Origin of the sequence: Actinokineospora sp. HUAS TT18, from assembly GCF_051364635.1 — a bacterium.
Lineage (GTDB): Bacteria > Actinomycetota > Actinomycetes > Mycobacteriales > Pseudonocardiaceae > Actinokineospora.
Window position 1 is genome coordinate 1,463,801 of the sequence record NZ_CP195645.1, and the last position, 22,452, is coordinate 1,486,252.

Here is a 22,452-nt window from a genome sequence, read left to right on the forward strand (position 1 = left end):
CCCCTCCCCATCTCACCCGCAGCCGCCTGGAGATCCGCCGTGGCCACGCTCCTTGCCGCCCCCTCCCGCCCCAAGTCGCCCCCGCCGAGGAAGACGCACCGCAACGCGGGCGTGAACCGGCTGGCGGCGCTGTTGGTCTCCCCCACCCTGCTCGTCCTCGGCCTGGTGGTCGCCTACCCGATCATCTCCGCGCTGCGGCTGGCGTTCTACCAGAAGAACGACGGCATCGATCCGGAGACCGGGCTCCTGCAGTCCGGCGACACGTTCGTCGGCATCGAGAACTTCACCGACATGTTCACCGGCCCCACGGCCGACCGGTTCCTCAACGCCCTGTGGAACACCACGACGTTCACCGTCGTCGCCGTGGGCCTCGAAGTCGTGCTCGGCGTGCTGATGGCGCTGGTCATGCACAAGGCGTTCAAGGGGCGGGCGCTGGTCCGCGCCAGCATCCTCGTGCCGTGGGCCGTGCCGACCGCCATCGCGGGCATCCTGTGGCGCTGGATCTTCCAGGCCGACGGCGTCGCCAACGACCTGATCCCCGGCGAGGCGATCCTCTGGACCACCGACGGTATCCAGGCGTGGTTCGCCGTCATCATCGCCGACACGTGGAAGACCGCGCCGTTCATCGGGCTCTTGGTCCTCGCGGGCCTGCAGGTCATCTCCAACGAGGTCTACGAGGCCGCCAAGCTCGATGGCGCGTCCCCGTGGCGGACGTTCTGGTCGATCACGTTGCCGCTGGTCAAGCCGACGCTGATGGTCGCGGTCCTGTTCCGCATCCTCGACACCCTGCGCATGTTCGACCTGCCCTACACCTTGATCGGGCCGGGCAAGAACGCGACGGACACCGTCACCGTGCTCGCTTTCGAGGAAGCGGTGAAGTTCACCAACTACGGCCCCGCGTCGGCCTACGCGGTGTTCCTGTTCCTCTACGTGGCGGCTGTCGCCTTCGCGTTCGTCAAGCTGCTCGGCGCCGACGTCATCGGGGCCAAGACCGGAGGGAAGACCCGATGACCGCCACCGTGACCCGCCCGGCCCGACACCGCAGCACGTGGTGGTGGGCGCCGTACCTCGGCATCGCCGCCATCGTCATCTACTGCTTGTCGCCGTTCTTCTGGATGCTGGTGTCCAGCCTGCGGCGCACCAACGACATCTTCGACTCGTCCCCGCTGCCCTCTCCCCTGTCGCTGGACTCCTACGAGGCCGCGTTCTCGGCGAACAACGGCTTCCTGCGAGCCCTGGGGAACAGCTTCCTGGTCGCGGGCGTGACAACCGTGCTGGTCCTGCTGATCGGCACGCTCACCGCGTACGCACTGGCGCGGTTGGACTTCCGGTTCAAGAACCTCGTCCTCGCGGTCATCATCACGACCAGCATGTTCCCCGGGATCTCGCTGCTGATCCCGCTGCTGGAGCTGTTCAGCGGCATCGGCTGGATCAACACCTACCAGGCGATGATCGTGCCGAGCATGAGCTTCGCCCTGCCGCTGGCGGTGTGGAACCTGACGGCGTTCTTCCGCCAGATGCCGATCGAATTGGAAGAAGCCGCACAGATCGACGGCTGCTCACCGGCGCAGGCGTTCCGCAAGGTGATCCTGCCGCTGGCCGCGCCGGGCGTGTTCACCACCGCGATCATCACCTTCATCGCCGCCTGGAACGAATTCATCATCGCCCTGTCGGTGGTCAACAAGAAGGAACTGAAGACCGCCCCGGTCATCACCAGCCAGTTCACCGGCACCACCCAGTTCGACGCGCCCTTCGGCACCCAGATGGCCGCGGGCGTCATCGTGACCATTCCCCTTGTCATCCTCGTGCTGCTGTTCCAGCGGCGGATCGTCGCGGGTCTCACCGCGGGCGGGGTCAAGTAGCTCAGCTGCACCGTTCCTTCACCACAAGGAGGTTGTGATGGGCCGACGCGCGAGATCCGTTCTCGCCCTGATCGTGGGCGCGGCGCTGGCCGTTCCCCTGTTGCCGACCGGCGCCGGGGAGGCCACCGCGGCCGAACCGGCGAAGCGGCTCGCCGTCGGCGAGATCGTCGACATCGCGCCCGGGGTCCGGGCCGGTGACAAGAAGCTGGCCAAGGACGCGCTGCGCGCCGACCTGTCCGGCGAGCGGTTCTACTTCGTGATGCCCGACCGGTTCGCCAACGGCGACCCCGGCAACGACCGCGGCGGCTCGGCCGAGACCGACCGGCTCAAGACCGGGTTCGACCCGGCCGACAAGGGCTTCTACCACGGCGGCGACCTGCGGGGACTGCGGTCGAAGCTGGACTACCTCCGCGGCATGGGCATCACCGCGATCTGGATGACGCCGATGTTCGCCAACCGGTGGGTCCAGGGCAGCGGCGCCGACATCTCGGCGGGCTATCACGGCTACTGGACGACCGACTTCACCCGCCTCGACCCGCACTTCGGCTCCACAGAGGACATGCGCGCGGTCATCGCCGACGCGCACGCCAAGGGCATGAAGGTCTTCTTCGACATCGTCGCGAACCACACCGCCGACGTGATCGACTACGCCGAGGGCGACTACGACTACCTCAGCACCGGCGCGCAGCCCTACCTCGACGCCCAGGGCAACGTGGTCGACATCAAGGCTGCCGCGGGCAAGCCGGACTTCCCCACACTGGACCCGGCGTCGTCGTTCCCGTACACGCCGGTCTTCCGCTCCCCCGCCGACGCGAACGCGAAGACGCCCGCCTGGCTCAACGACCCGGCGATCTACCACAACCGGGGTGACTCGACGTTCAGCGGCGAGTCCAACGAGTACGGCGACTTCTTCGGCCTCGACGACCTGATGACCGAGAACCCGAAGGTCGTCGAGGGCATGAAGCGGATCTTCACCACGTGGATCGACACCCTCGGCATCGACGGCTACCGGGTGGACACGGTCAAGCACGTGAACATGGAGTTCTGGCAGGCGCTCGCCCCGCACGTCAAGGCGTACGCGAACTCCAGGGGCAAGAAGGACTTCTTCGTCTTCGGTGAGGTGTTCAGCTCCGACACCGCGCTGACGTCGTCCTACACCACGACCGGCCGCATGCAGGCCACGTTGGACTTCCCGTTCCAGAGCGGCTCGCTGGACTTCCTGTCCGGCAAGGGTTCCGGGCGGCTTGCCGAGGTGCTGCTCGCCGACGACCAGTACACCGACGCCGACTCCAACGCCGCCTCGCTGCCGACGTTCCTCGGCAACCACGACATGGGCCGGATGGCCTGGATGCTGCGGCAAGAGCGGCCCGGCATCACCGAGGACGAGCTGCTGCGGCGGCTCAAGCTGGGCAACACGCTGATGTACCTGTGGCGCGGCAACCCTGTCGTCTACTACGGCGACGAGCAGGGCTTCGCGGGCGCGGGCGGAGACAAGGCGGCCCGGCAGGACATGTTCGCAAGCCGGACCCCCGAGTACATGGCCGAGAAGTTCGTCGGCGGTGACCGGACCGGCGCGCAGGACAACTTCGTCACCTCGCACCCGCTGTACCGGCAGCTCGCCGACCTGGCGCGGTTCGTGGACCGGGACCGGGTCTGGGCGGACGGCAACCAGGTGCTGCGGCTGGCCGAGGGTGACACGCTGGCGTTCAGCCGGATCACCCGGCAGGACCAGCGCGAATACGTGGTCGTGGCCAACGCGGGCGCGGCGCCCAGCACGGTCGACGTTCCCGTGGGCGCCCCTGGCCGCAAGTTCCGCACCGAACTGCCCTCGCGCGGTCCCGCTCCGACGAGCGGACCGGACGGCAAGGTCCGGGTGACCGTGCCCGCGTTCTCCGCCGTCGTGCTGGCCTCGACCGAGCGCCTGCCGGTCGCGGCGCCGACCCCGACACTCGTCGCCCCCGCGGTCGGCACGGTGCTGGACGGCCGGGTCGAGCTGCGCGCCGACGGCATCACCTCGCCGTTCGCGCAGGCCACGTTCGCCGCGCGGGTCGAGGGATCGAACGACTGGACTGTGCTCGGCACCGACGACTCCGCGCCGTACCGCGTGTTCGCCGACGTGGCCAAGCTCGGCGGCGCGGCGGTCGGCAAGAAGGTCGAGTTCCGGGTCGTGGCCAAGGACGGCGCGGGCACGCTGGGCGCCGACGGTGCCGCGATCACCCTGGCCGCCGCTCCCCCGCCGCCAGGACAGGGTGGCCAGAGCCCCGACTGGCTGGTCGTGCACTACAACCGTCCCGCGGGCGACTACGCGGGCTGGGGCCTGCACGTGTGGGGCGACGTCGAGACGCCGACCGAGTGGAGCACTCCGCTGCCCTTCGCCGGGGAGACCGCGTACGGCCGGTTCGCCTGGGTGAAGCTCAAGCCGGGCGCCACGCAGGTCGGGTTCATCACGCACAAGGGTGACGAGAAGGACGGCGGCGACCGGTTCGCCGCGCCCGCCGCGACCCCGCAGGTGTGGCTCAAGCAGGGGCAGGACACGCAGTACCCGACCGAGGTGGCGGCCACCGGCAAGGCGACCGTGCACTTCCAGCGCGCCTCGGGCGACTACACCGGCCTCGCGGTGCGGGTGGCGGGGCAGGCCGACGTGCCGCTGTCCGGGCGCGACGCGTTCGGCGCCGTGGCGCAGGTCCCGGCGACGGTGACGCCGCTCGACTTCGCCGTCGTGAGCGGGTCGGCCACGGTGGCGTCCGGCAAGCTCACCGGAGCGGCGGGCTGGGTCCGGGAGGGGTCACCTGCCGTGCACCCGAGCCTGGCGGCGGCCGAGAACCGGGCGGTGATCCACTACTCCCGGCCGGACGGCGACTACACCGACTGGGTTCTCTACCACTGGACCGGCTCCCTTGAGCCCAGTCCCGGATGGACGCAGTCGCGACCGGCGGACGGACAGGACGGGTTCGGCATCTACTGGTCGGTGCCGCTCGCGCCGGGCGCGGCCGGGCTGAGCAACATCATCCACAAGGGCGACACCAAGGACCCCGGCGCCGACCAGTTCCTCGACGTCGGCGGCACCGGGCACGAGGTCTGGTACCTGTCCGGGTCCGCGCGGCCAGACGGCTCGGCGACCTACGTGCTGCCACCGTCGACCGCGCCGGCCGCCGACATCGACCTGGCCAAGGCGAAGGCGATCTGGGTCAACCGCGACAAGCTGGTGTGGGACATCCCGGTGGTCGGCACCGACGGCTACCACGTGCGCTACGACGCCGACGGCCGGATCACGGTGGTCGACGGGCAGATCCAAGGCGGCAAGGTCCTGCGCCTCGCGCCGAGCGGCGCGCTGTCCGGTGACCTGGCGACACGGTTCCCGCACCTCGCGGGCAAGCCGACGTTCCAGGTCCGCGCCGCCGACGCGGGTCGGATCGACGAGGCACTGCGCGCGCAGCAGGTCGCCGTGCACGTTGACGCGGCCGGGGCGATCCGGCACGCCACCGGCACCCAACTCGCGGGCGCGTTGGACGACCGGTACGCGGCGGAGGCGACGAAGCAGGCGTACCGGCCGGAGTTCTCCGGCGACCAGGTGAGCACCCGGCTGTGGGCGCCCACCGCGCGGTCGGTGAAGCTGCGGCTGTTCGGCACCACGCCGCCCGCCCGCGACGCCCAGCCCGAGCAGGTCGTGGACCTGCGCCGCGACGACGCGACCGGCTCGTGGTCGGGCGGCGGCGGCTGGCGGGACCGGTACTACCAGTTCGAGGTGACCGGCTGGTCCGCGCCGGAGCGGAAGTTCCGGACCGTGGTGGTCACCGACCCGTTCTCGGTGGCCCTGTCGGTCGACTCGACGCACTCGCAGTTCGCCGACCTCGGCCAGGCCAGCGCCAAGCCCGCGGGCTGGGACCAGGAGGTCGCCCGCGGACTCGGTGGCGACCCGACCGAGCATGGGATCACCGAGTTGCACGTCCGCGACTTCTCGATCGCCGACGACACGATCCCGGCGGTCGATCGCGGCACCTACCGCGCCTTCACCCATCGCGACTCGGTCGGGATGAAGCACCTGAAGGCGCTGGCCGAGGCCGGGATGGACACGGTGCACCTGCTGCCGACGTTCGACATCGCCAGCATCCCGGAGCGCCGAGCCGACCAGCAGCGACCGGCGTGCGACCTCGCGTCGCTGCCCGCCGACTCGCCGCGGCAGCAGGAGTGCACCAGCGCCGCCGCGGCCCGCGACGGGTTCAACTGGGGCTACGACCCGCTGCACTACGACGTCCCCGAGGGCTCCTACGCCACCGACGACGCCCAGTCCGGTCCGGCGCGGACCCGGCAGTACCGCGAGATGGTGGACGCGCTGCACGACAACGGGAACAAGGTCGTCGTGGACGTGGTCTACAACCACACCACGGCGTCGGGCGACGCGGCGAACTCGGTGCTGGACAAGGTCGTGCCCGGCTACTACCAGCGGCTCAACCTCGACGGCACGGTCGCCAACTCCACCTGCTGCGCCAACACCGCGCCCGAGAACGCGATGATGGGCGACCTGGTCGTCGACTCGGTCGTGCACTGGGCGCGGACGTACAAAGTGGACGGTTTCCGGTTCGACCTGATGGGCCACCACCCGAAGGCGAACATCCTCGCCGTGCGCGCCGCGCTCGACGCCCTGACCGTCGACCGGGACGGGGTGGACGGCCGCGCCATCCGGATCTACGGCGAGGGCTGGGACTTCGGTGAGGTCGCAGGCAACGCCCGGTTCGTCCAGGCCACCCAGCCCAACATGGCGGGCACCGGCATCGCGACCTTCAGCGACCGCCAGCGCGACGCGATGCGCGGCGGCGGCCCGTTCGACGAGGATCCTCGGGTGCAGGGCCTGGCCTCGGGGCTGGCGGGCGACCCCAACGGCTCCCCCGCCAACGGTGACGTCGCCGCGCGCCTGGTCAACTACACCGACCTGGTGAAGCTGGGCATGGCGGGCAACATGGCCGACTACCGGTTCCGCTCCACAGCGGGCCCGGAGGTCCGCGGCCGGGATGTGTCGTACAACGGCTCGCCCGCGGGCTACACCGGCGCCCCCGGCGAGGTGATCACCTACTCCGACGCCCACGACAACGAGACCCTGTTCGACGCGCTGGCACTGAAGCTGCCCGCGGGGACGTCGATGGCCGACCGGGTGCGGATGCAGAAGATCGCCCACGCTCCGGTGCTGCTGGGCCAGGGCCAGCCGTTCATGCTGGCGGGCAGCGAGTTCCTGCGCTCGAAGTCGCTGGACCGCAACAGCTACGACTCGGGCGACTGGTTCAACCTGTACGACCCCGCGCTGCGCGCCAACGGGTTCGGCCGCGGCCTGCCACCGGCGGCGGACAACCAGGCGAAGTGGCCGTACATGGGCCCGGTCCTCACCCAGATTCGACCCGAGTCCGCCGACCTGCGCCGGGCGGTTGACGACACGCTCGAACTGCTCCGGATCCGGCAGTCGTCGCCGCTGTTCACCCTGGCGGACTCCGCAGCCGTGCAGGCGAAGCTGTCGTTCCCGGCGGCCGATGCGGGGCTGGTCGTGGCCTACCTGGACGACACCGCGGGCGCGGACGTCGATCCCGGCAGGCGGGGACTGCTCGTGGTGGTGAACCCGTTCCCGGCGACGAAGACGGTGTCGGTCCCGGCTGACGGCTGGTCGGCTCACCCGTTGAGCACCGACGCCGCCAGCGCGGTTGTCGGCGCCGGAGCGGTGACGGTGCCCGCCAGGTCGGTGGTCGTACTGAGCCGTTGACGTTGTGGATGCCGCTGCCCCGCCTGTTCGCAGGCGGGGCAGCGGCGTCTCTGGCACGGGTGTCAGCGCTCGGCTAGCTTGAGGCGCTGCGATGGTGAGGTGACGATGGCGACCAACGGCGGTGCGCGGGCGGCGGGCGAGCTGACCAGTTACGTGGGTCGGCGGCGCGAGGGCGCCGAGGTGCGCTCGCTGCTGGGCATGAGCCGGTTGGTCACCTTGACCGGGCCTGGCGGGGTGGGCAAGACCCGGCTCGCCGCGCGGGTCGGGCGGGACGCGGGCCGGACGTTCGCCGACGGCGCGGTGTTCGTCGGACTCGCCGAACTGCGGGACCCCGACGCGCTGGCCAACCTGGTCGCCGACCGGCTCGAGCTGCACGACGCCTCCGGCCGGGCCGGTGCCGACGCGGTGTTCGAGCACCTGCGGGGCAGGCGTTCGCTGGTGGTGCTGGACAACTGTGAGCACGTGGTCGACGCCGCCGCCGAGTTCGTCCGCGCGCTGCTGACCGAGTGTCGCCAGGTGACCGTGCTGGCCACCAGCAGGCAGTCGCTGGGCGTCGCGGGCGAGCGGGTGCTGCCGGTGCCGCCGCTGGCGGTGCCGGACGATCCCGACCGCCCGGTCCGCGAGTTGATCAACTATGACGGCGTCGCGCTGTTCGTGGAGCGCGCGTCCGCTGTGTGGCCCTTGTTCCGGCTGACCGCCGACAACCAGTCCGATGTGGTCCGGCTGTGCAGGCAGGTGGACGGCCTGCCCCTGGCGATCGAGCTGGCCGCGACGCGGATCCGGACGCTGTCGCCCGCGCAGATCGCCGACCGGCTGACCGAGGGGCTGGCGCTGCTCACGACCGGCGCCCGCACGGCGCCGCCGCGGCAGCGGACGCTGCGGGCGACGATCGACTGGAGCTTCGAGCTGTGCACGGCCCCGGAGCGGGAGGTGTGGGCCCGGGCATCGGTGTTCGCGGGCTCGTTCGACCTGGAGGCCGCCGAGGCTGTCTGCGGCGGGGACAGCGTGCTGGACCTGGTCGACAGCTTGGTGGACAAGTCGGTGCTGGTGCGCGACGACGACTCGGCCGCGGTGCGGTTCCGGATGCTGGAGCCGTTGCGCGAGTACGGGCAGGAACAGCTGGCCGGTCAGGTGGCCGAGGTCGCGCGGGCGCACCGGGACTGGTTCGACCGGCTCACCGAGCGGGCCGACGCCGACTGGGTCAGCCCGCGGCAGGTGGCGTGGATCGACCGGCTGCGGCGGGACCAGGCCAACCTGCGTGCGGCGTTGGACTGGTCGCTCGGCACACCGGGTGAGGCGGGTGTCGCCCTGCGGATGGCGATGCGGGTCAACGAGTACTGGGCGCTGCGCGGTCTCACCGTGGAGGCGCGGACGTGGCTGGACCGGGCGCTGGCGGCGGTGCCCGCCGACCATCCCGACCGGGCTGTCGCGCTGTGCCTGACCGCGCTGTTCGCCCTGCTGCACTCGGATCTGGACCTCGCCAACGCCCGACTGGACGAGGCGGCGCGTCTCGACGACGCTTCGCCACACGTGTCCCATGTGCGCAGTCTGGCGCTGGTGATGGCGGCCCAACCGGGCTCAGCCAAGCTGGCCGGGGACGCCGCGGCGGCGTTCCGCGACCGCGGCGACGTGCGCCACGAGCTGCACCCCTTGTTCCTGCACGCCGTCGGGTCGGCCTACCGGGGCGAGTTCGACACGAGCCGGGCCGCGATCCACCGGATGATCACCCTCACCGAGCAGGCGGGCGACGCGCACTACCGGGCCATGGCGCACTTCGGGCACGCCGTGGTCGAACTGCACGGCGGGAACGTCGACATCGCCGAGGAAGCCGCCAGAACCGCGCTGCGGGTGGACATCGAGGCAGGCATCCGACTCGATCGGGCCTACCACACCGACGCGCTGGCCTGGGTGTCCAGCCGCCGGGGCGACCACCAGCGAGCCGCCCGCCTCTTCGGCATCGCGGCCGCCCAGTGGGACGCCCTCGGCGTCTCCCCCGACGTCGCGGTGTCCCTCGCCCACCGCGTGTACCAGCAAGCCACCCGCGAGGCCCTGGGCGAACGCCGCTTCGACGCGGCGTTCGCAGGCGGGCGCGCGATGTCCCCGGACGAGGCGCTGGGCTACGCCCTCGGCACCGACACCGCGCCGCCCGACCAGCCACTCACCCCACGTGAACTGGAGATCGCGCGGCTCGTGTCGGACGGCATGACCAATCGGGAGATCGCGGGCAGACTGGTCATCGCGCTGCGCACCGCCGACACACACGTGCAGAACATCCTGACCAAACTCGACTTCGCCAACCGCGCCCAGATCGCCGCCTGGGTGGCGAAACGCTGATCAGCCCGCGTCGCGCTCGAAGCGCGACCACCTCGGGTCGCCGCAGTACCCGCAGTTCGGGCCGGAGAAGAACGCCTTGGCCCGGTCATCGCCCAGGAGCGTGGACCGGAACCACGCGGTGATGGGCCCACGGAACCCTCCGCCGCTGCCGACCGGCGTGAAGTGGGACGCGCCTGCCAGCTCGCCGTACACCGCCGGAATGTGAGTGGCCTTCAGATAGCGCGGGTAGACCAGCGTCCGCGGCGAGACGATCCAGTCTTTCTCACCCGCGAGGAAGAACGTCGGACCGTGCAGGGCCCGGACCTCGCCCTGCGGACCGGGCTCGATCGGCACCGTGGTGTCCACCCTGGCGTCCGCGCCCGCCGCGATCGCGCCGCCGCCGCCCTGGGAATGCCCCGTCGCACCGACCCGCGTCAGGTCGACATTGCCCGCGTAGACGTCGCCGGGGGTGCCGTTGCGGGTCGCCAAGTAGTCCAGGCCCGCCAGCATCTCCTTGCCCGACCCCGCCCAAGCGGTGTTCGCCGCGGCCACGACGAACCCGTGCGAGGCGAGGTGGCGGAGGAGTCCGTCGTAGGTGGAGGGTGAGGCACCGGTCCCGTTGCCCCAGATGATCACTGGGTGCGCGCCACAGTCGCCGAGCCGGGCGGGCCGGTAGATCGAGTGCGCGGACCCGCCCGGCTCCACGGTCGCCCCGAACGGCCCAGGCGCCGCCCAGTCCGCGGACGCCGCCGGACAGTCAGCCGCCACCGCGTCACCGATCGCGGGCACCGCGGCACCGATGGCCACGACCACTCCGAGAACCAGTCTCTTCATCATCACTCCGTTGTGTCGCCGACGGCCTCGGTGCCGCACGTCCCCGCAGTCTGCGATCAGCGCCGGACGTCCGGGATCGTCAGAACTACGTAGAAGTCGTGGAAGTATCGGCGGCATGGTCGAACTCCGAGACGCGACGCCGGAGGACGCGGGTGCCATCGCGGGGGTGGTGGTGCGGTCCTGGCGTGTCGCCTACCGCGGTTTGATGCCCGACGCTGTCTTGGCCAACCTGTCCATCCCCGAGCGGGAGCGGTTCTACTCGGGCGTCCTCACCGACCCCCCTCCGCAGACCCGCGTAGCCGTCGCGCTGGTCGACGGCGCAGTCGTCGGCTTTGCCGCGACCGGCCCGCCGCTCGTGCCCGTCGACCGGGCCGACCCCACGCTCGGCGACCTCTACGCCCTCTACCTCGACCCCGAAGTCTGGCGGCGCGGCATCGGCACCCAACTCCACGCCGCCGCCCTCGACCGGCTGCGTGCCGCAGGCTTCACCCACGCGGGCCTGTGGATCCTCGACACCAACGAACGCGCCCTGGGCTTCTACCTCCACCACGGCTGGACCGACACCGGGCGCACCCAACTCGACCAGGGACCCGACGGCACCGAACTGCACGAACGACGGCTCCACCACGACCTCGGTTAATCCGTGCGGGTGACGCCGGAGGTAAGGCCCGTTCGGAGCGATACGCTCGGGGGCATGTCGATCGACGTCCAGCAGCCCAAGCCGTACGACATCGTCGGCAACAGCGTCCAGATCGCCGGGGTCGCGGGCGGGGCGTTCGAGGCCAACTTCAACTACCGCGTCCACGAGGGCCACGACGAGGTCGTCGGCTCCTTCATGGCGGGCGACGGTACCGGCGGCCACGGCCAGTTCCAGCTCACGGTCGACGTGTCGGGCGCGGCCTTCCAACTCGACCGACTGTTCGTCGAGGTGTTCCACACCTCCCCCAACGACGGCGCCGAGCTCGACAAGGTGATCGTCCCCGTGGTCCACGGCCCCCGGATCATCCCCGGCTACCGCGTCTACCTGGAACACGTCGTCCAACCCGGCGAGACCCTGTGGGCCATCGCGACCCAGCACTATGGCGCGGGCAACCTCTACTACCGCCTCGTGGCGGCCAACCCCGGCACGATCACCAACCCCAACGTGATCCACCCCGGCGACGTCATCCGAGTCCCCCAGGACTGAGCCGAGGCCCGAGAATCGCGCGGTCGTCATGCGGTCTCGCGGGTAGCCCGCGCCCGGGCGAACGTGATCGGACGGTTGCGAGTCGCCGTGCCTCATTCCTGTTCGCACCGGCTGTATCACGCGACGTCGTCGGGGCATCTGAGGTGGCATGAGACAACGGGTGCTCGACCTCGTCCGGGGGGAGGATGTCGCAGGTAGCGTGCTGGAGCCCGGCGGGGTGTCGCCGCGGAATGCGGTGTGCGGCTGGGTCGGGCAGCCTTGTGGGGGGCTGACGGGCGGAGGGTGCATGGCCGCGGAGGGACACCGGTCGTCCGGGCGGGCGGTACCGCCCGCGGAGCCGCACGGCACCGTGGCCCGGCCGCGGCTCGATGAGCTGCTCAGCGAAGGGACGCGGCGCAGGCTGGTCACCGTGGTCGCCGACGCCGGGTTCGGCAAGTCGACGCTGCTCGCCTCGTGGGCAGCGCGGAACCCGTGTGCCTGGTACACCGTCACCGCCGAGGATCGGACGTTGGCGGGGATGGTCACGGGGCTGCTCGACGCGCTGCGGCTGCGGGTGCCGGGGTTGTCCTCGGCCATCGCCGGGGTGCTCGACGGTCCGCGTGGGCCCGACGCCGACGCTGAGCAGCCCATGCGGGCCTTGGCCTACGCGGCCGCGCTGGCTGAGGCGCTGGAGCGGCTGCTGACCGACGACCTGGTCCTCGTCCTCGACGACGTCCAGGAGCTTCGGCCGGAGGATCCGGCGGCGACGCTGGTGGAAGGTCTGATTCGGGCGGGGCCGCCGTCCCTGCACCTGGTTCTCGCCTCCCGGACCCGGGTCCCGTTCCGCGTCGAGCGGCTGCGCGGCCGCGGGCAGGTCCTGGAGATCGGCGCGGCCACGCTGGCGTTCACCGCCCAGGAGACCGAGGAAGCGCTGTGCGCTGTGCTCGGCGAAGCCTCCCCACACCTCGCCGCGGTGGTCCACGACGCGGTGCGGGGGTGGCCCGCCGCGGCGCGGCTGGCCGGTGAGGCGCTGCGGCCGGTGCCGCCTGCCGACCGTGAGGCCCGGCTGCGGCGCGCGCTGCGGCCAGGTGGGCCGGTGTTCGGCTACCTCGCCGAGGAGGTCTTCGCCGAGGAGTCCGAGCGGGTGCGCCACCTGGTCTCGGTCGTCGCCGGGCTGCCCTGGTTCTCCGCCGAGCTGTGCGCCGCGCTGGGGATCGCCGACGCCGACGACTTGATCGACACCCTGGAGACGCGCGGGTTCTTCGTCGCGGGCGGGGACGCCGACCGCTACCAGCTCAACCCGCTGATCCGCGACTTCGCGCTGACCCGGATGCCGCTCGACCGCACCGCCGTGACGCTCGACGCGGGCCGGTTCTTCATGGCCGAAGGCGACTACCGCGAGGCGCTCGGCTGCTTCCGTGAGGCCGGGGACCCGGCCGCGGTCGCCGACCTGCTGCGGGCACACGGCCACTCGATGATCACCGGTGGCGACGCCGAAGCCGTGGTCGAGGCGGTCGGCGCGATCGACCCGGCGAAGCGCGACGCGGTCATCGACCAGCTCGACGGCGAGGCCCGGCAGGTGCTCGGCGACTGGGTCGGCGCGCAGACCTGCTTCGAGCGGATCATCGGCGAGACCGGGCCGATCGCCGTCGGGCTGGCCTGGCGGATGGGCCTGATGCACCACCTGCGGGGCCACCTCGACGAGGCGATCGCGACCTACCGGCGCGGTGCGCTCGACGGCACCGAGCCAAGCGAGGAAGCCCTGCTGCAAGCGTGGTGGGCCAGCGCCCACTGGCTGCGCGGGGAGGTAGACGAATGCCGGGAGCTCGCCGCCGCCGCGCACACCGCCGCCACCGCCGCGCGCGACGACCGGGCGCTCGCCGCCGCGCACACCGTCCTCGCCATGGTCGCCGCACTCGACAGCGACCCGCGGGCCAACGCCGCGCACTACCTGCGCGCGCTCGACCACGCCGAACGAGCTGGTGATGTCCTGCAGTCCATCCGCATCAGGGTCAACCGCGGTTCCCACCACATCGCCGAGGCGCAGTACGCCCAGGGCATCGCCGAACTCGACGTCGCGATCCGCCTGGCCGACCTCGCCGGGTTCGCCGCGTTCCGGGCGCTCGCGCTCAACAACCGGGGCGAGGCGCTGCTCAAACTCGGCAGGCTGGACGAGGCGAGGGCCGAACTGGAGACGTCCCGGCTGCTCTACCAGCGGCTGGAGTCCAAACTGGTCGCCCACCCGCTGACGAACCTCGGTGAGGTCTACCGCCAGCGCGGCGACCTGGCGATGGCCCGCGCCTGCTACGAGGAGTCCATCGCGATGTCGGGCGACACCCGCGACATGCAGTCGCTGGTGCCCTCGCTCGCGGGCCTGGCCCGCGTCCTCATCGAGGAACAGCCCGACCGCGCCGCCGAACTGGTCGAGTTGGCCCAGCGCGCGGTGTCCTACGGTCCGGTCCTCGGCCATTCGGCGGCGCTGCTGTCGCTGGGCTGGGTGTCGGTGCACCGCGGCCACCTCGCCGACGCCGCGGCGGCGGCCGACGAGGCGGCGGCGCTGTGCCGCAAGCGCCGCGACCGGGCGGGCCTCGCGGAGGCGCTGGAGCTGAAGGCGGCCACGTCGAACGTCGGGCCGGTCGACCAGCTGCTGGAGGAGTCGCTGAGCATCCGCCGCGAGATCGGCGACCCGCTCGGCCAGGCCCGCGTCGAGCTGATGCTCGCCCGCCGGGCCACCGGCGAGCGTGCCCGCGACCTGGCCGCGAGCGCCCACCAGCGGTTCCTCGCCGCGGGGGCGACGCGCTACGCCGCGCAGGCCGCGCTCGCCGAGGAGAGCGCCGCTCCCCCGGCCGTGCGGGTCGAGTGCCTTGGCGGGTTCCGGGTCGTGCGCGACGGGACGCCGGTGCCGCTGGGCGAGTGGCCGTCCCGCAAGGCCCGCGACCTGCTCAAGATCCTCATCAGCCGCCGCGGCCACCGGGTCACGCGCGCGCAGCTGATGGACCTGCTGTGGCCGGGTGAGAACGAGTCGGTGGTGTCGTCGCGGCTGTCGGTGGCGCTGTCGACGGTCCGCGCGGTGCTCGACCCGGGCAAGCGGTTCGCCGCCGACCACTTCGTCGGCGCCGACCGGGCCAGCCTGTGGCTGGAGAGCGCGACGACGGCCATCGACGTCGAGGAGTTCCTGCGTGACGCCCAGGCCGGGCTCGACGCCGCGCACACGGGCCGCCCCGCCCAGGCCGTGCTCCTGCTGCGGACGGCAGAGGCGGCCTACACCGGCGATTTCCTCGACGAGGACGTCTACCAGGACTGGGCGAACGGCCTGCGGGAGGAAGCCCGCGCGGTCTACGTGCGGGTGGCGCACTACCTCGCCGACCACGCGGTGGACGCGGGCGACAACTACTCCGCCGCCGCGTACTCGCTGCGGATCCTCCAGCACGACCAGTACGACGAGCGCGCCCACCTGGCCCTCGTGCGGTCCTCGGTCATGGGCGGCGCGCACGGCGAGGCCCGCCGCGCCTACCGCACCTACGTCGCCAGGATGGGCGAACTCGGGGTCGAACCCGCCCAGTTCCCGAACTCACGCGGGGCGGAGCGAAACTTTAAGGCTGTCTGAAGGCGCCTCGAAGGCTGCCTGAACACCACTGAGGACTCTTTCCCGCAAGGCCGCGCAGGGGCGGCCGCCATCGGGAGGGAACCGTTTCTCATGGACACTCGAAGATCACTCACCTTACTCTCGGCCGCCGCCCTCGGGCTCGGCCTGATGAGTGCCACGACCCCCGTGGCCCAGGCCGTCACCACGGTCGGGGTCACGGTCACGATCCACCACGTGTGGGAGGTGGACTGTGACGACAACGAACTCGAGTTCGGTGTCATCGTCGACAGCTGCCCCAACGACTACTACGCCAAGGCGTTCTTCCCGAGCGGCGAGCGAACATCTCCGCGCGCGGCCGACGACCAGACCGAGATCACGCCCAACTGGCAGCTCTCCGGCACCTTCGACCGCGACGCGGGCCCGTTCGGCATCCGTATCCAGCTGTGGGACCACGACAGCACCAGCGGCGACGACCTGATCGACATCGCCCCCGGCGACTCCAACCTGGACATCACCGTCGACCCGAACACTGGCGACTTCTCCGGCGACGTGCCCACCCCGAGCCTCGGCTACGCCACCGGCGGCGGGTCGGACTCCGCGGCGATCTGGTTCTCGGTCACCTTCGGCAACTCGGTCGACTTCGACGGCGACGGCCTGCACGACGGCATCGAGCGCTCCGGCATCGTCACCGACCGGAACGGGACGGTTCCCCAACACGGCAACCTGCGCGCGCTGGACGCCAACGACGCCAATGGATCCCGGCCCACCGTGGCCGCGAACCCGTGCCGCCCGACCATCCTGACCGAGATCGACTACATGGTCGGCCCGGACGCCAACGGCGACACCGTGCCCGACCACACGCACAAGCCGACCCAGGTGGCCATCGACGAGGTCGTCGCGGCGTTCAACGCGGGCGACGTGCCGACCAAGCCCGGGTGCCCGTACCCGACCGTGAACCAGAACGCGGGCGTCGAGATGATGATGGTCATCGACGACCAGCTCCCGGAGACCGACAAGGTCGGCTGGGCGACGGGCCCCACCGTGGGCGGGGCGATGGTCACCGGCCAGAGCATCCGCGCCGCGAACTTCGACGCGGGCCTGCGGCCGTACTACCACTACTCGCTGTGGATCCACCGGATGCAGGACGTGGCACCGCCGCCGCCTGCTCCGCCGACCCCGCTGGTGGCCAACGGCAGCTCCGGCATCTGCTGCTCCGACAGCGGCAAGGACGTCCTGGTCAGCCTCGGTGGCTGGGGCGCGAGCGGTGTCGGCTCCGACCGCGACCAGTCGGGCACCTTCGCCCACGAACTCGGGCACGCGCTCGGCCTCGGCCACGGCGGCGGGGACACGACCAACTGCAAGCCGAACTACCACTCGATCATGAGCTACGTGTATCAGACGGTGGGCGTGCCCGACACCGCCTCGCCCGCCCCGCCGGTCCGCGACATCAACCAGGACGGGACCGTCGACAACCGTGACAAGGTTCGACTCGACCTGTCCCGTGAGCAGCTGAACAACCTCGACGAGGACGCCCTCAGCGAGAGCGCGGGCATCTCGGGTCGCGCCGCCGACATCTTCCTGTGGGACAGCGACGGCGCGACACCGTGGCAGGTCAGTGTCGCCAACGCGCCCGTCAACTGGAACAAGAGCGGCGACGGCACCGACGCGGCGGCCAACATCGACGCCGGGACCGTCCCGGTCGACGTGAACTTCATGGGCATCGCGAGCAGCCAGGGCTGCCCGAACACGGCCCCCGCCGGGAGCCCTCCTGGTCCGGGCACGCCGCCGACCGGTGCCGCGGGCACCGAGATCAACGGCTATGACGACTGGGCCAACCTGAAGTACCGCGGCCCGCTGTCACCGCCCGGGAGCGGGGTCGGCTCCGAGCAGGAGCTGACCAAGGAGATGGCCGACTTCATCCGGGCCGCGTTCAACGAGGCCGTCAACCGGACCGACGTCGACGTCCACCTGACCGACACGCCGGACCCGGTGGGCGCGGGCACGCAGCTCACCTACGGAATCGAAGCGCACAACCACGGCAGCCCGAACACGGCGTACGCGGTCACGGTCGCCCAGACCTTGCCCAGTGACGTCACCTTCGCCTCCGCGTCGGCGGGCTGCACCCACGCGGCCGGTGTCGTGACCTGCGCACTCGGGAACCTGGCGCCCGGCGCGTCGGCGACCGCGAACGTCGTGGTGAACGTCCCCGCGGACCTCGTGTACCTCAACGGCGGCCCGAAGGACATCACCTCACAGGCCACCGCATCGCACGACGGCACCGACCCCAACCCGGCCAACAACACCGCGAACACCACGACCAAGGTCGTCGCGATGGCCGACGTCCAGGTCACCGGCGCCACGGCGACCGGTCCGCTGGAGGTGCTGATCGGCCAGCCCGGCACGGTCACCTTCGACGTGAACATCGCCAACGCCGGTCCGTCCAGCCCGGTCGACACCGTGCTGACCACGTCGGCCACCGCGAGCAGCGGCGTGACCGTCACGCCCGCGTCGGCCACGACGGCACAGAACGCGCTGGCGGTGGGCGGCCCGAGGTCGATCGGCACGACCGCCACGCTGACCTGCACGTCGCCGGGGGTGAAGACCGTGACCCTCAACGCCACCCTGGCGCTGAAGAACGCGGCCGACATCGATCCGGACCTGACCAACAACCAGCGGGCGTCGTCGTTCCAGATCGACTGCGTCGTGCCGATGGTGATCAACGTCCGGCCGCAGGGCTTCCCCAACTCCGTCAACCTCAACACCGACGCGACAGTGGCCGCCCTGACCACCAGAGCCGGTGAGTACGGTCTGCCGATCGCGTTCGACGCGACCAGGATCGACGTGTCGAAGACGTTGTGGGGCCTGCGGGCGAACCTGTTCAACACGGCGACGCCGAGCGGGGCGCGCGAGCTCCACGGAGTGGGGCACCGCGAGCGCTCCTACGAACTGGACGAACGCACCCGCGACGCCGATTTCGACCTGGTGCTGCACTACAAGCCCGCCGAGTCAGGGCTCACCCTGAGTTCCACGCAGGCATGCTTGAAGGGCCGCTACCTGGCGCCGGACGGGAACACGTACACGTTCCTCGGCTGCGACTCGGTTCGGGTCGTCAACTGACGGTGCGTAGGTGGGCAGGATCGGCCTCGCCGGTCCTGCCCACCCGTGTGCACGGACTAGCCTGTGCCGGTGGCTGAGTTTCGGGTTGGTGAGCTGGCCTCGGCGGCCGGGACGACCACGCGCAACGTGCGCGCCTACCAGGACCGGGGGCTGCTCCCGCCGCCGGTGCGCAAGGGCCGGGTCGTGGTCTACGACGACGCGCATCTGGCGCGGTTGCGGCTGATCGTCGGGCTGCTCGGCCGCGGCTACACCCTCGCCCAGATCGAGGAGATGATCGAGACCTGGCAGGACGGCCGCGACCTGACCGACCTGATGGGGTTGGAGGACGCGCTGTCCCAGCCGTGGACCGACGAGACCCCGCAGCAGCTGTCCCTCGCCGAGGCCCGGCGCGAGTTCGGCGCGATGCTCACGCCCGCGAACCTCAAGCGGATGCTGGCACTCGGCGCCGTCGTCCGGCGGCGCGCGCACTTCGAGGTGCTCAGCCCACGGCTCGTGCAGGCCGGGCGCGAACTGCTGGCCGCGGGTGTCTCAGGCGAGCAGGTGCTGCGGGTCGCCGAGGGGCTGGTCGAGCACACCGACGCGTTGGCCGCGCTGTTCCTGGACACGATCCGGCGCGAGCTGGTCGACGCCAGAGGGCCGGACTGGGTGCCGGAGGGCGCCGAACTGGCCGAGCTGACCGACGTGGTGAACCGCCTGCGCCCGCTCGCGCAGTCGGCGGTGTCGGCGAGTCTGGCGCTGTCGATGAGCCGGGCGTTCCCCGAGTTCCTCGAGGAAGTGGCCGCCCACCTGCGACCCTCTTGATGTTTTACATCGGCCACTGTAACTTTCCATTCGACGGTGGAACGTTGCCGATGGCACAGGGTGGTGCGCGATGGCGGTGCGAGAGATCCCCGATCGTGAGGTCACGGCGGCGCGACTGCTGACCGCCAGCGCGAAGCTGTCCTACGACCCGGAAATCGACATCGACTGGTCCGCCCCGCTCCATCCGAGCGCGTTCTTCATTCCGGAAGAGACAGTGTCGCTGTACGGGACTCCACTGTGGACGGAGATGGACCTGGCGCAGCGGATCGAGTTGTCGCGCCAGGAATTGGTGAACTCCGTCAGCGTCGGGATCTGGTTCGAGATCATCCTGATGCAGATGCTGCTGCGCGCGACCTACCACGCCGACCCGACCACCGCGCACGCCCGCTACGCGCTGACCGAGGTCGCCGACGAGTGCCGACACTCGACGATGTTCGCCATGCTGATCGACAAGGTCGACAGCAGGCCGTATGAGATCCCGGCAGGCGTGCGCCTGCCCGCGCACGCGCTGCCGCTGATCCTGCGCGGGCCCGCGATGTGGGTGGCGACCCTGATCGGCGAGGAGATCTTCGACTCGATCCAGCGCGAGCACCTGCACGACGAGTCGATCCAGCCGGTCGTGCGCGCGGTGATGCGGATTCACGTCGCCGAGGAGGCCCGCCACGTCCGCTACGCGCGGGACGACCTCGCCAGGCTCATGGCGGGCGCGGGCCTGCCCACCCGCGAGTTCACCCGCTTCGTGGTCGCCATCGGCGCGAACCTGCTGTCGCGCCTGCTCGCCCGGCCCGCCCAGTACGCCCGCGCGGGCCTACCCGACCCGCGCGCCGCGTCCGCGATGGCCCTGGCGAACCCGCACCGCCGCGAGCTGCTGGCCCGCAGCGCGTCGAAGATGGTCCGCTTCCTGCGGGAGGTCGACCTCATCGGCGGGCCGAGCACGCGGCTGTGGCGCAAGTCCGGCCTCCTGCCGTAGCGGGGTTCACGAACGCGCGTCCCCCGGCGATGTACCAGTCGACCCATCTCCGATCCCCGGGGCGACACCATGATCCTCAAAGTGGGCACGTTCAACGTGCTGAATCTGGCCCAGCCCGGCGTCCCGTACTACCCCGACGAGCGGCCGTACTCGATCGCGGAGTTCGACAAGAAGGCGGCGTGGATCGGCGAGCAGTTACGTCGGATGGACGCCGAGATCGTGGGCTTCCAGGAGGTCTTCGCCGAGGCCGCCCTGAGCGAGGTGTGCGCGCGCTCTGGCGCGTTCGCGGGCGCGACGGTGGTCGCGCCCGGCGCCGACGGGGCCAGCGGGCCCAAGGTCGGCCTGGTCACCCGGTTCCCGCTGGCCGAGCCCGCGGTGCCGGTCACCGACTTCCCGCCGGGCCTGTCCGCCGCCGTCGACGGCATCGCCCTGCCCGCGGGCAAGTTCAGCCGCCCGGTCCTGCGCGCGCGGATCGCGGTGACGGCGACGGTGACCGTGACGGTCTTCGTCGTCCACCTGAAGTCCAAGCGGCCCATCCTCGACGAAACCGTGGCCGAACACGACCCGCGCGAGGAGGCGCTCGGCAAGGCGCGGTCGCTGATCCGGCGCACGGCCGAGGCCGCGGCGCTGCGGTTCCTGGTGCTGGACGAGATCGTGGGGAACAGCCGACCCGCGATCGTGCTCGGCGACCTCAACGACGGCCCGCGCGCGGTGTCCACCGAGATCGTCACCGGCGACACCCCGTCGCGCTTCTGGCCGCGCGGCAAGGAGGTGCGGGAGGCGTACTGGGACCGCGTCCTCTACTCCGCCCACGAGCTCCATGCCAGGAACACCGGCCGCGACGTCAGCTACTCGCACATCTTCAACAGTCACTACGAGAACCTCGACCACATCCTGGTGAGCGAGGAGTTCTACGACCGCAACCCGGACCGGATCGGCGAGCTGACCAACCTGCGCCACTTCAACGACCACCTGGTCGACAACCAGCTCACCGAGGACCGCCCGGACCGCACGACCTCCGACCACGCCCAACTGGTCGCCGAGATCGACCTGCGCGCGTGACGGTTGCCCGCCGCCACCGCGGGTAGTCCCGGGAAAGACCGGGAGGGGTGCGACATGCTGAACATGGACGACCGCAGGCGCCTCGACGAGATCGAGAAGAACATCCGCGAGGCCGATCCCCAGTTCGCCAACGGGCTGCGCGCCGGGGTGGCCACCCCACCGCATGACGACTCGCGGTGGCCACAGGTCACCGCGGTCTTCGTGGCGGTGCTGGCCTGCCTGATCGGCGCGATCGCGGCGCAGGGAACCGGGCTGCTGCTGACGGTGCCGATGCTGGGTTTGGCGGTGCTGCGCTACCGCGCCCGGGTCCGCCGGTCACATCTGTGGCAGCGCGGCGCCCGGTGGCACCCGCGCTGGTGACCCGGGGTTCGGTCAGGTGAGTGTCGCGGTGCCGCACTACCGCGCGCCGGTCCGCCGCACACACCTCTGGCAGCGCGGCGCCCGATGGCACCCGGCGGTAATCCCCAGTCAGATGGACAGCCGAGCGGAACGTGGCCAGCACGCGTGGTCGGCGCGACCAGCCAGTGCTGGTCCTGGCGGTGCTGCGAGTCCGCCGTTCCCGCCTGTGGCAGCGCGACGCCCGATGGCACCTGCGCGGTGATCCACAGTCAGGTGGACAACCCGGCCGGGCGTCGGTAGCGCTCGGCGGCGGCACGTTCGGTGATGCCCGCGGCGAGGGCCAGTCTGCGCAGCGTGACCCCGCCGTCGCGGGCGAGGATGGCGGCGGCGCGTTCGATCGAGACCAGGTGTTCCTGGGCGAGGCGCGCGGCCGCCACCACCGCCAGGGCGGCCCCGGGTTCCATCTGCACGTTCACCCCAGGGTGCCTGTGGCCTGCCTGTGCCAGCACCGTCCGCGGCTGGGGTACCACCTCGCCGAGCACGTCGGTGGTGTGTTCCGGGTCAGCCATGCGCTCGCGGATCAGCTTCTCCAGCATCGCGCAGAGCGCGTCGACGTACGGCATGGGCGTTCCCGCCCTCACCCTCTTGCCATGAAGC

The 22,452-nt window shown here is 71.3% G+C and carries 14 protein-coding genes; 12 read left to right on the plus strand and 2 right to left on the minus strand.

Annotated elements, in window-relative coordinates; genetic code table 11:
- Positions 1–39: 39 nt before the first annotated feature.
- The 4 genes from ACSHT8_RS06435 to ACSHT8_RS06450 all read left to right on the plus strand — a co-directional run bounded on the left by ACSHT8_RS06435 (position 40) and on the right by ACSHT8_RS06450 (position 9,942).
- Positions 40–1,011 (plus strand): carbohydrate ABC transporter permease, encoded by a 972-nt coding sequence (locus ACSHT8_RS06435; RefSeq protein ID WP_436498642.1) that lies wholly within the window; start codon positions 40–42, stop codon positions 1,009–1,011.
- Complete coding sequence (locus ACSHT8_RS06440) at positions 1,008–1,862, plus strand: carbohydrate ABC transporter permease (protein ID WP_436498644.1); 855 nt, start codon at positions 1,008–1,010, stop codon at positions 1,860–1,862. The genes ACSHT8_RS06435 and ACSHT8_RS06440 overlap by 4 nt, the downstream gene beginning before the upstream one ends.
- 37 nt (positions 1,863–1,899) lie before the next feature.
- Positions 1,900–7,608 carry a pullulanase-type alpha-1,6-glucosidase gene (gene pulA / locus ACSHT8_RS06445; protein ID WP_436498646.1) on the plus strand — a complete coding sequence of 1,903 codons (5,709 nt, stop codon included), beginning with the start codon at positions 1,900–1,902 and terminating at the stop codon, positions 7,606–7,608.
- Between the two features lie 105 nt (positions 7,609–7,713).
- Complete coding sequence (locus tag ACSHT8_RS06450; RefSeq protein ID WP_436502003.1) at positions 7,714–9,942, plus strand: ATP-binding protein; 2,229 nt, start codon at positions 7,714–7,716, stop codon at positions 9,940–9,942.
- Here the strand turns inward: ACSHT8_RS06450 and ACSHT8_RS06455 are convergent, their stop codons facing one another.
- Entirely contained in the window at positions 9,943–10,755 is an 813-nt protein-coding gene (locus ACSHT8_RS06455) for a poly(ethylene terephthalate) hydrolase family protein (protein WP_436498648.1), read from the minus strand.
- Positions 10,756–10,870: 115 nt separating this feature from the next.
- Here ACSHT8_RS06455 and ACSHT8_RS06460 point away from each other — a divergent pair, with 115 nt between their 5' ends.
- The 8 genes from ACSHT8_RS06460 (at position 10,871) to ACSHT8_RS06495 (ending at position 21,816) form a co-directional block, all read left to right on the plus strand.
- A complete protein-coding gene (locus tag ACSHT8_RS06460) occupies positions 10,871–11,395 on the plus strand; it encodes an N-acetyltransferase family protein (RefSeq protein WP_436498650.1) in 525 nt (174 codons plus the stop codon).
- Positions 11,396–11,449: 54 nt separating this feature from the next.
- The gene (locus ACSHT8_RS06465; RefSeq protein ID WP_436498652.1) at positions 11,450–11,941 is read left to right on the plus strand and encodes a Gmad2 immunoglobulin-like domain-containing protein; all 492 of its coding nucleotides are present in this window, start codon (positions 11,450–11,452) and stop codon (positions 11,939–11,941) included.
- A 286-nt stretch (positions 11,942–12,227) separates the two neighbouring features.
- Positions 12,228–15,527: a BTAD domain-containing putative transcriptional regulator gene (locus tag ACSHT8_RS06470; protein ID WP_436498654.1), complete on the plus strand. Its 3,300-nt coding sequence runs from the start codon at positions 12,228–12,230 to the stop codon at positions 15,525–15,527.
- A gap of 147 nt (positions 15,528–15,674) precedes the next feature.
- Positions 15,675–18,623, plus strand: coding sequence for a M66 family metalloprotease (locus ACSHT8_RS06475; protein WP_436498656.1), 2,949 nt, complete (start codon positions 15,675–15,677; stop codon positions 18,621–18,623).
- Positions 18,624–18,692: 69 nt separating this feature from the next.
- Positions 18,693–19,424: a MerR family transcriptional regulator gene (locus ACSHT8_RS06480; protein WP_436498658.1), complete on the plus strand. Its 732-nt coding sequence runs from the start codon at positions 18,693–18,695 to the stop codon at positions 19,422–19,424.
- A gap of 70 nt (positions 19,425–19,494) precedes the next feature.
- Positions 19,495–20,394, plus strand: a complete 900-nt coding sequence (locus ACSHT8_RS06485) for an AurF N-oxygenase family protein (protein WP_436498660.1) — start codon at positions 19,495–19,497, stop codon at positions 20,392–20,394.
- Positions 20,395–20,463: 69 nt separating this feature from the next.
- Positions 20,464–21,456 (plus strand): endonuclease/exonuclease/phosphatase family protein, encoded by a 993-nt coding sequence (locus tag ACSHT8_RS06490; RefSeq protein ID WP_436498662.1) that lies wholly within the window; start codon positions 20,464–20,466, stop codon positions 21,454–21,456.
- Between the two features lie 54 nt (positions 21,457–21,510).
- Positions 21,511–21,816: a DUF3040 domain-containing protein gene (locus ACSHT8_RS06495; protein ID WP_436498664.1), complete on the plus strand. Its 306-nt coding sequence runs from the start codon at positions 21,511–21,513 to the stop codon at positions 21,814–21,816.
- Positions 21,817–22,064: 248 nt separating this feature from the next.
- On the opposite strand, the gene ACSHT8_RS06500 is transcribed toward ACSHT8_RS06495, so the two are convergent.
- Positions 22,065–22,418: a hypothetical protein gene (locus tag ACSHT8_RS06500; protein WP_436498666.1), complete on the minus strand. Its 354-nt coding sequence runs from the start codon at positions 22,416–22,418 to the stop codon at positions 22,065–22,067.
- Positions 22,419–22,452 lie beyond the last annotated feature (34 nt).

Excerpts from the sequence above, each read along its gene's own strand:
- ACSHT8_RS06440 (WP_436498644.1), top strand. The coding sequence starts at position 1,008 with ATGACCGCCACCGTGACCCGCCCGGCCCGACACCGCAGCACGTGGTGG.
- pulA (WP_436498646.1), top strand. The coding sequence starts at position 1,900 with ATGGGCCGACGCGCGAGATCCGTTCTCGCCCTGATCGTGGGCGCGGCG.
- ACSHT8_RS06450 (WP_436502003.1), top strand. The coding sequence starts at position 7,714 with ATGGCGACCAACGGCGGTGCGCGGGCGGCGGGCGAGCTGACCAGTTAC.
- ACSHT8_RS06455 (WP_436498648.1), bottom strand. The coding sequence starts at position 10,755 with ATGAAGAGACTGGTTCTCGGAGTGGTCGTGGCCATCGGTGCCGCGGTG.
- ACSHT8_RS06460 (WP_436498650.1), top strand. The coding sequence starts at position 10,871 with ATGGTCGAACTCCGAGACGCGACGCCGGAGGACGCGGGTGCCATCGCG.
- ACSHT8_RS06465 (WP_436498652.1), top strand. The coding sequence starts at position 11,450 with ATGTCGATCGACGTCCAGCAGCCCAAGCCGTACGACATCGTCGGCAAC.
- ACSHT8_RS06470 (WP_436498654.1), top strand. The coding sequence starts at position 12,228 with ATGGCCGCGGAGGGACACCGGTCGTCCGGGCGGGCGGTACCGCCCGCG.
- ACSHT8_RS06475 (WP_436498656.1), top strand. The coding sequence starts at position 15,675 with ATGAGTGCCACGACCCCCGTGGCCCAGGCCGTCACCACGGTCGGGGTC.
- ACSHT8_RS06485 (WP_436498660.1), top strand. The coding sequence starts at position 19,495 with ATGGCGGTGCGAGAGATCCCCGATCGTGAGGTCACGGCGGCGCGACTG.
- ACSHT8_RS06490 (WP_436498662.1), top strand. The coding sequence starts at position 20,464 with ATGATCCTCAAAGTGGGCACGTTCAACGTGCTGAATCTGGCCCAGCCC.
- ACSHT8_RS06495 (WP_436498664.1), top strand. The coding sequence starts at position 21,511 with ATGCTGAACATGGACGACCGCAGGCGCCTCGACGAGATCGAGAAGAAC.
- ACSHT8_RS06500 (WP_436498666.1), bottom strand. The coding sequence starts at position 22,418 with ATGCCGTACGTCGACGCGCTCTGCGCGATGCTGGAGAAGCTGATCCGC.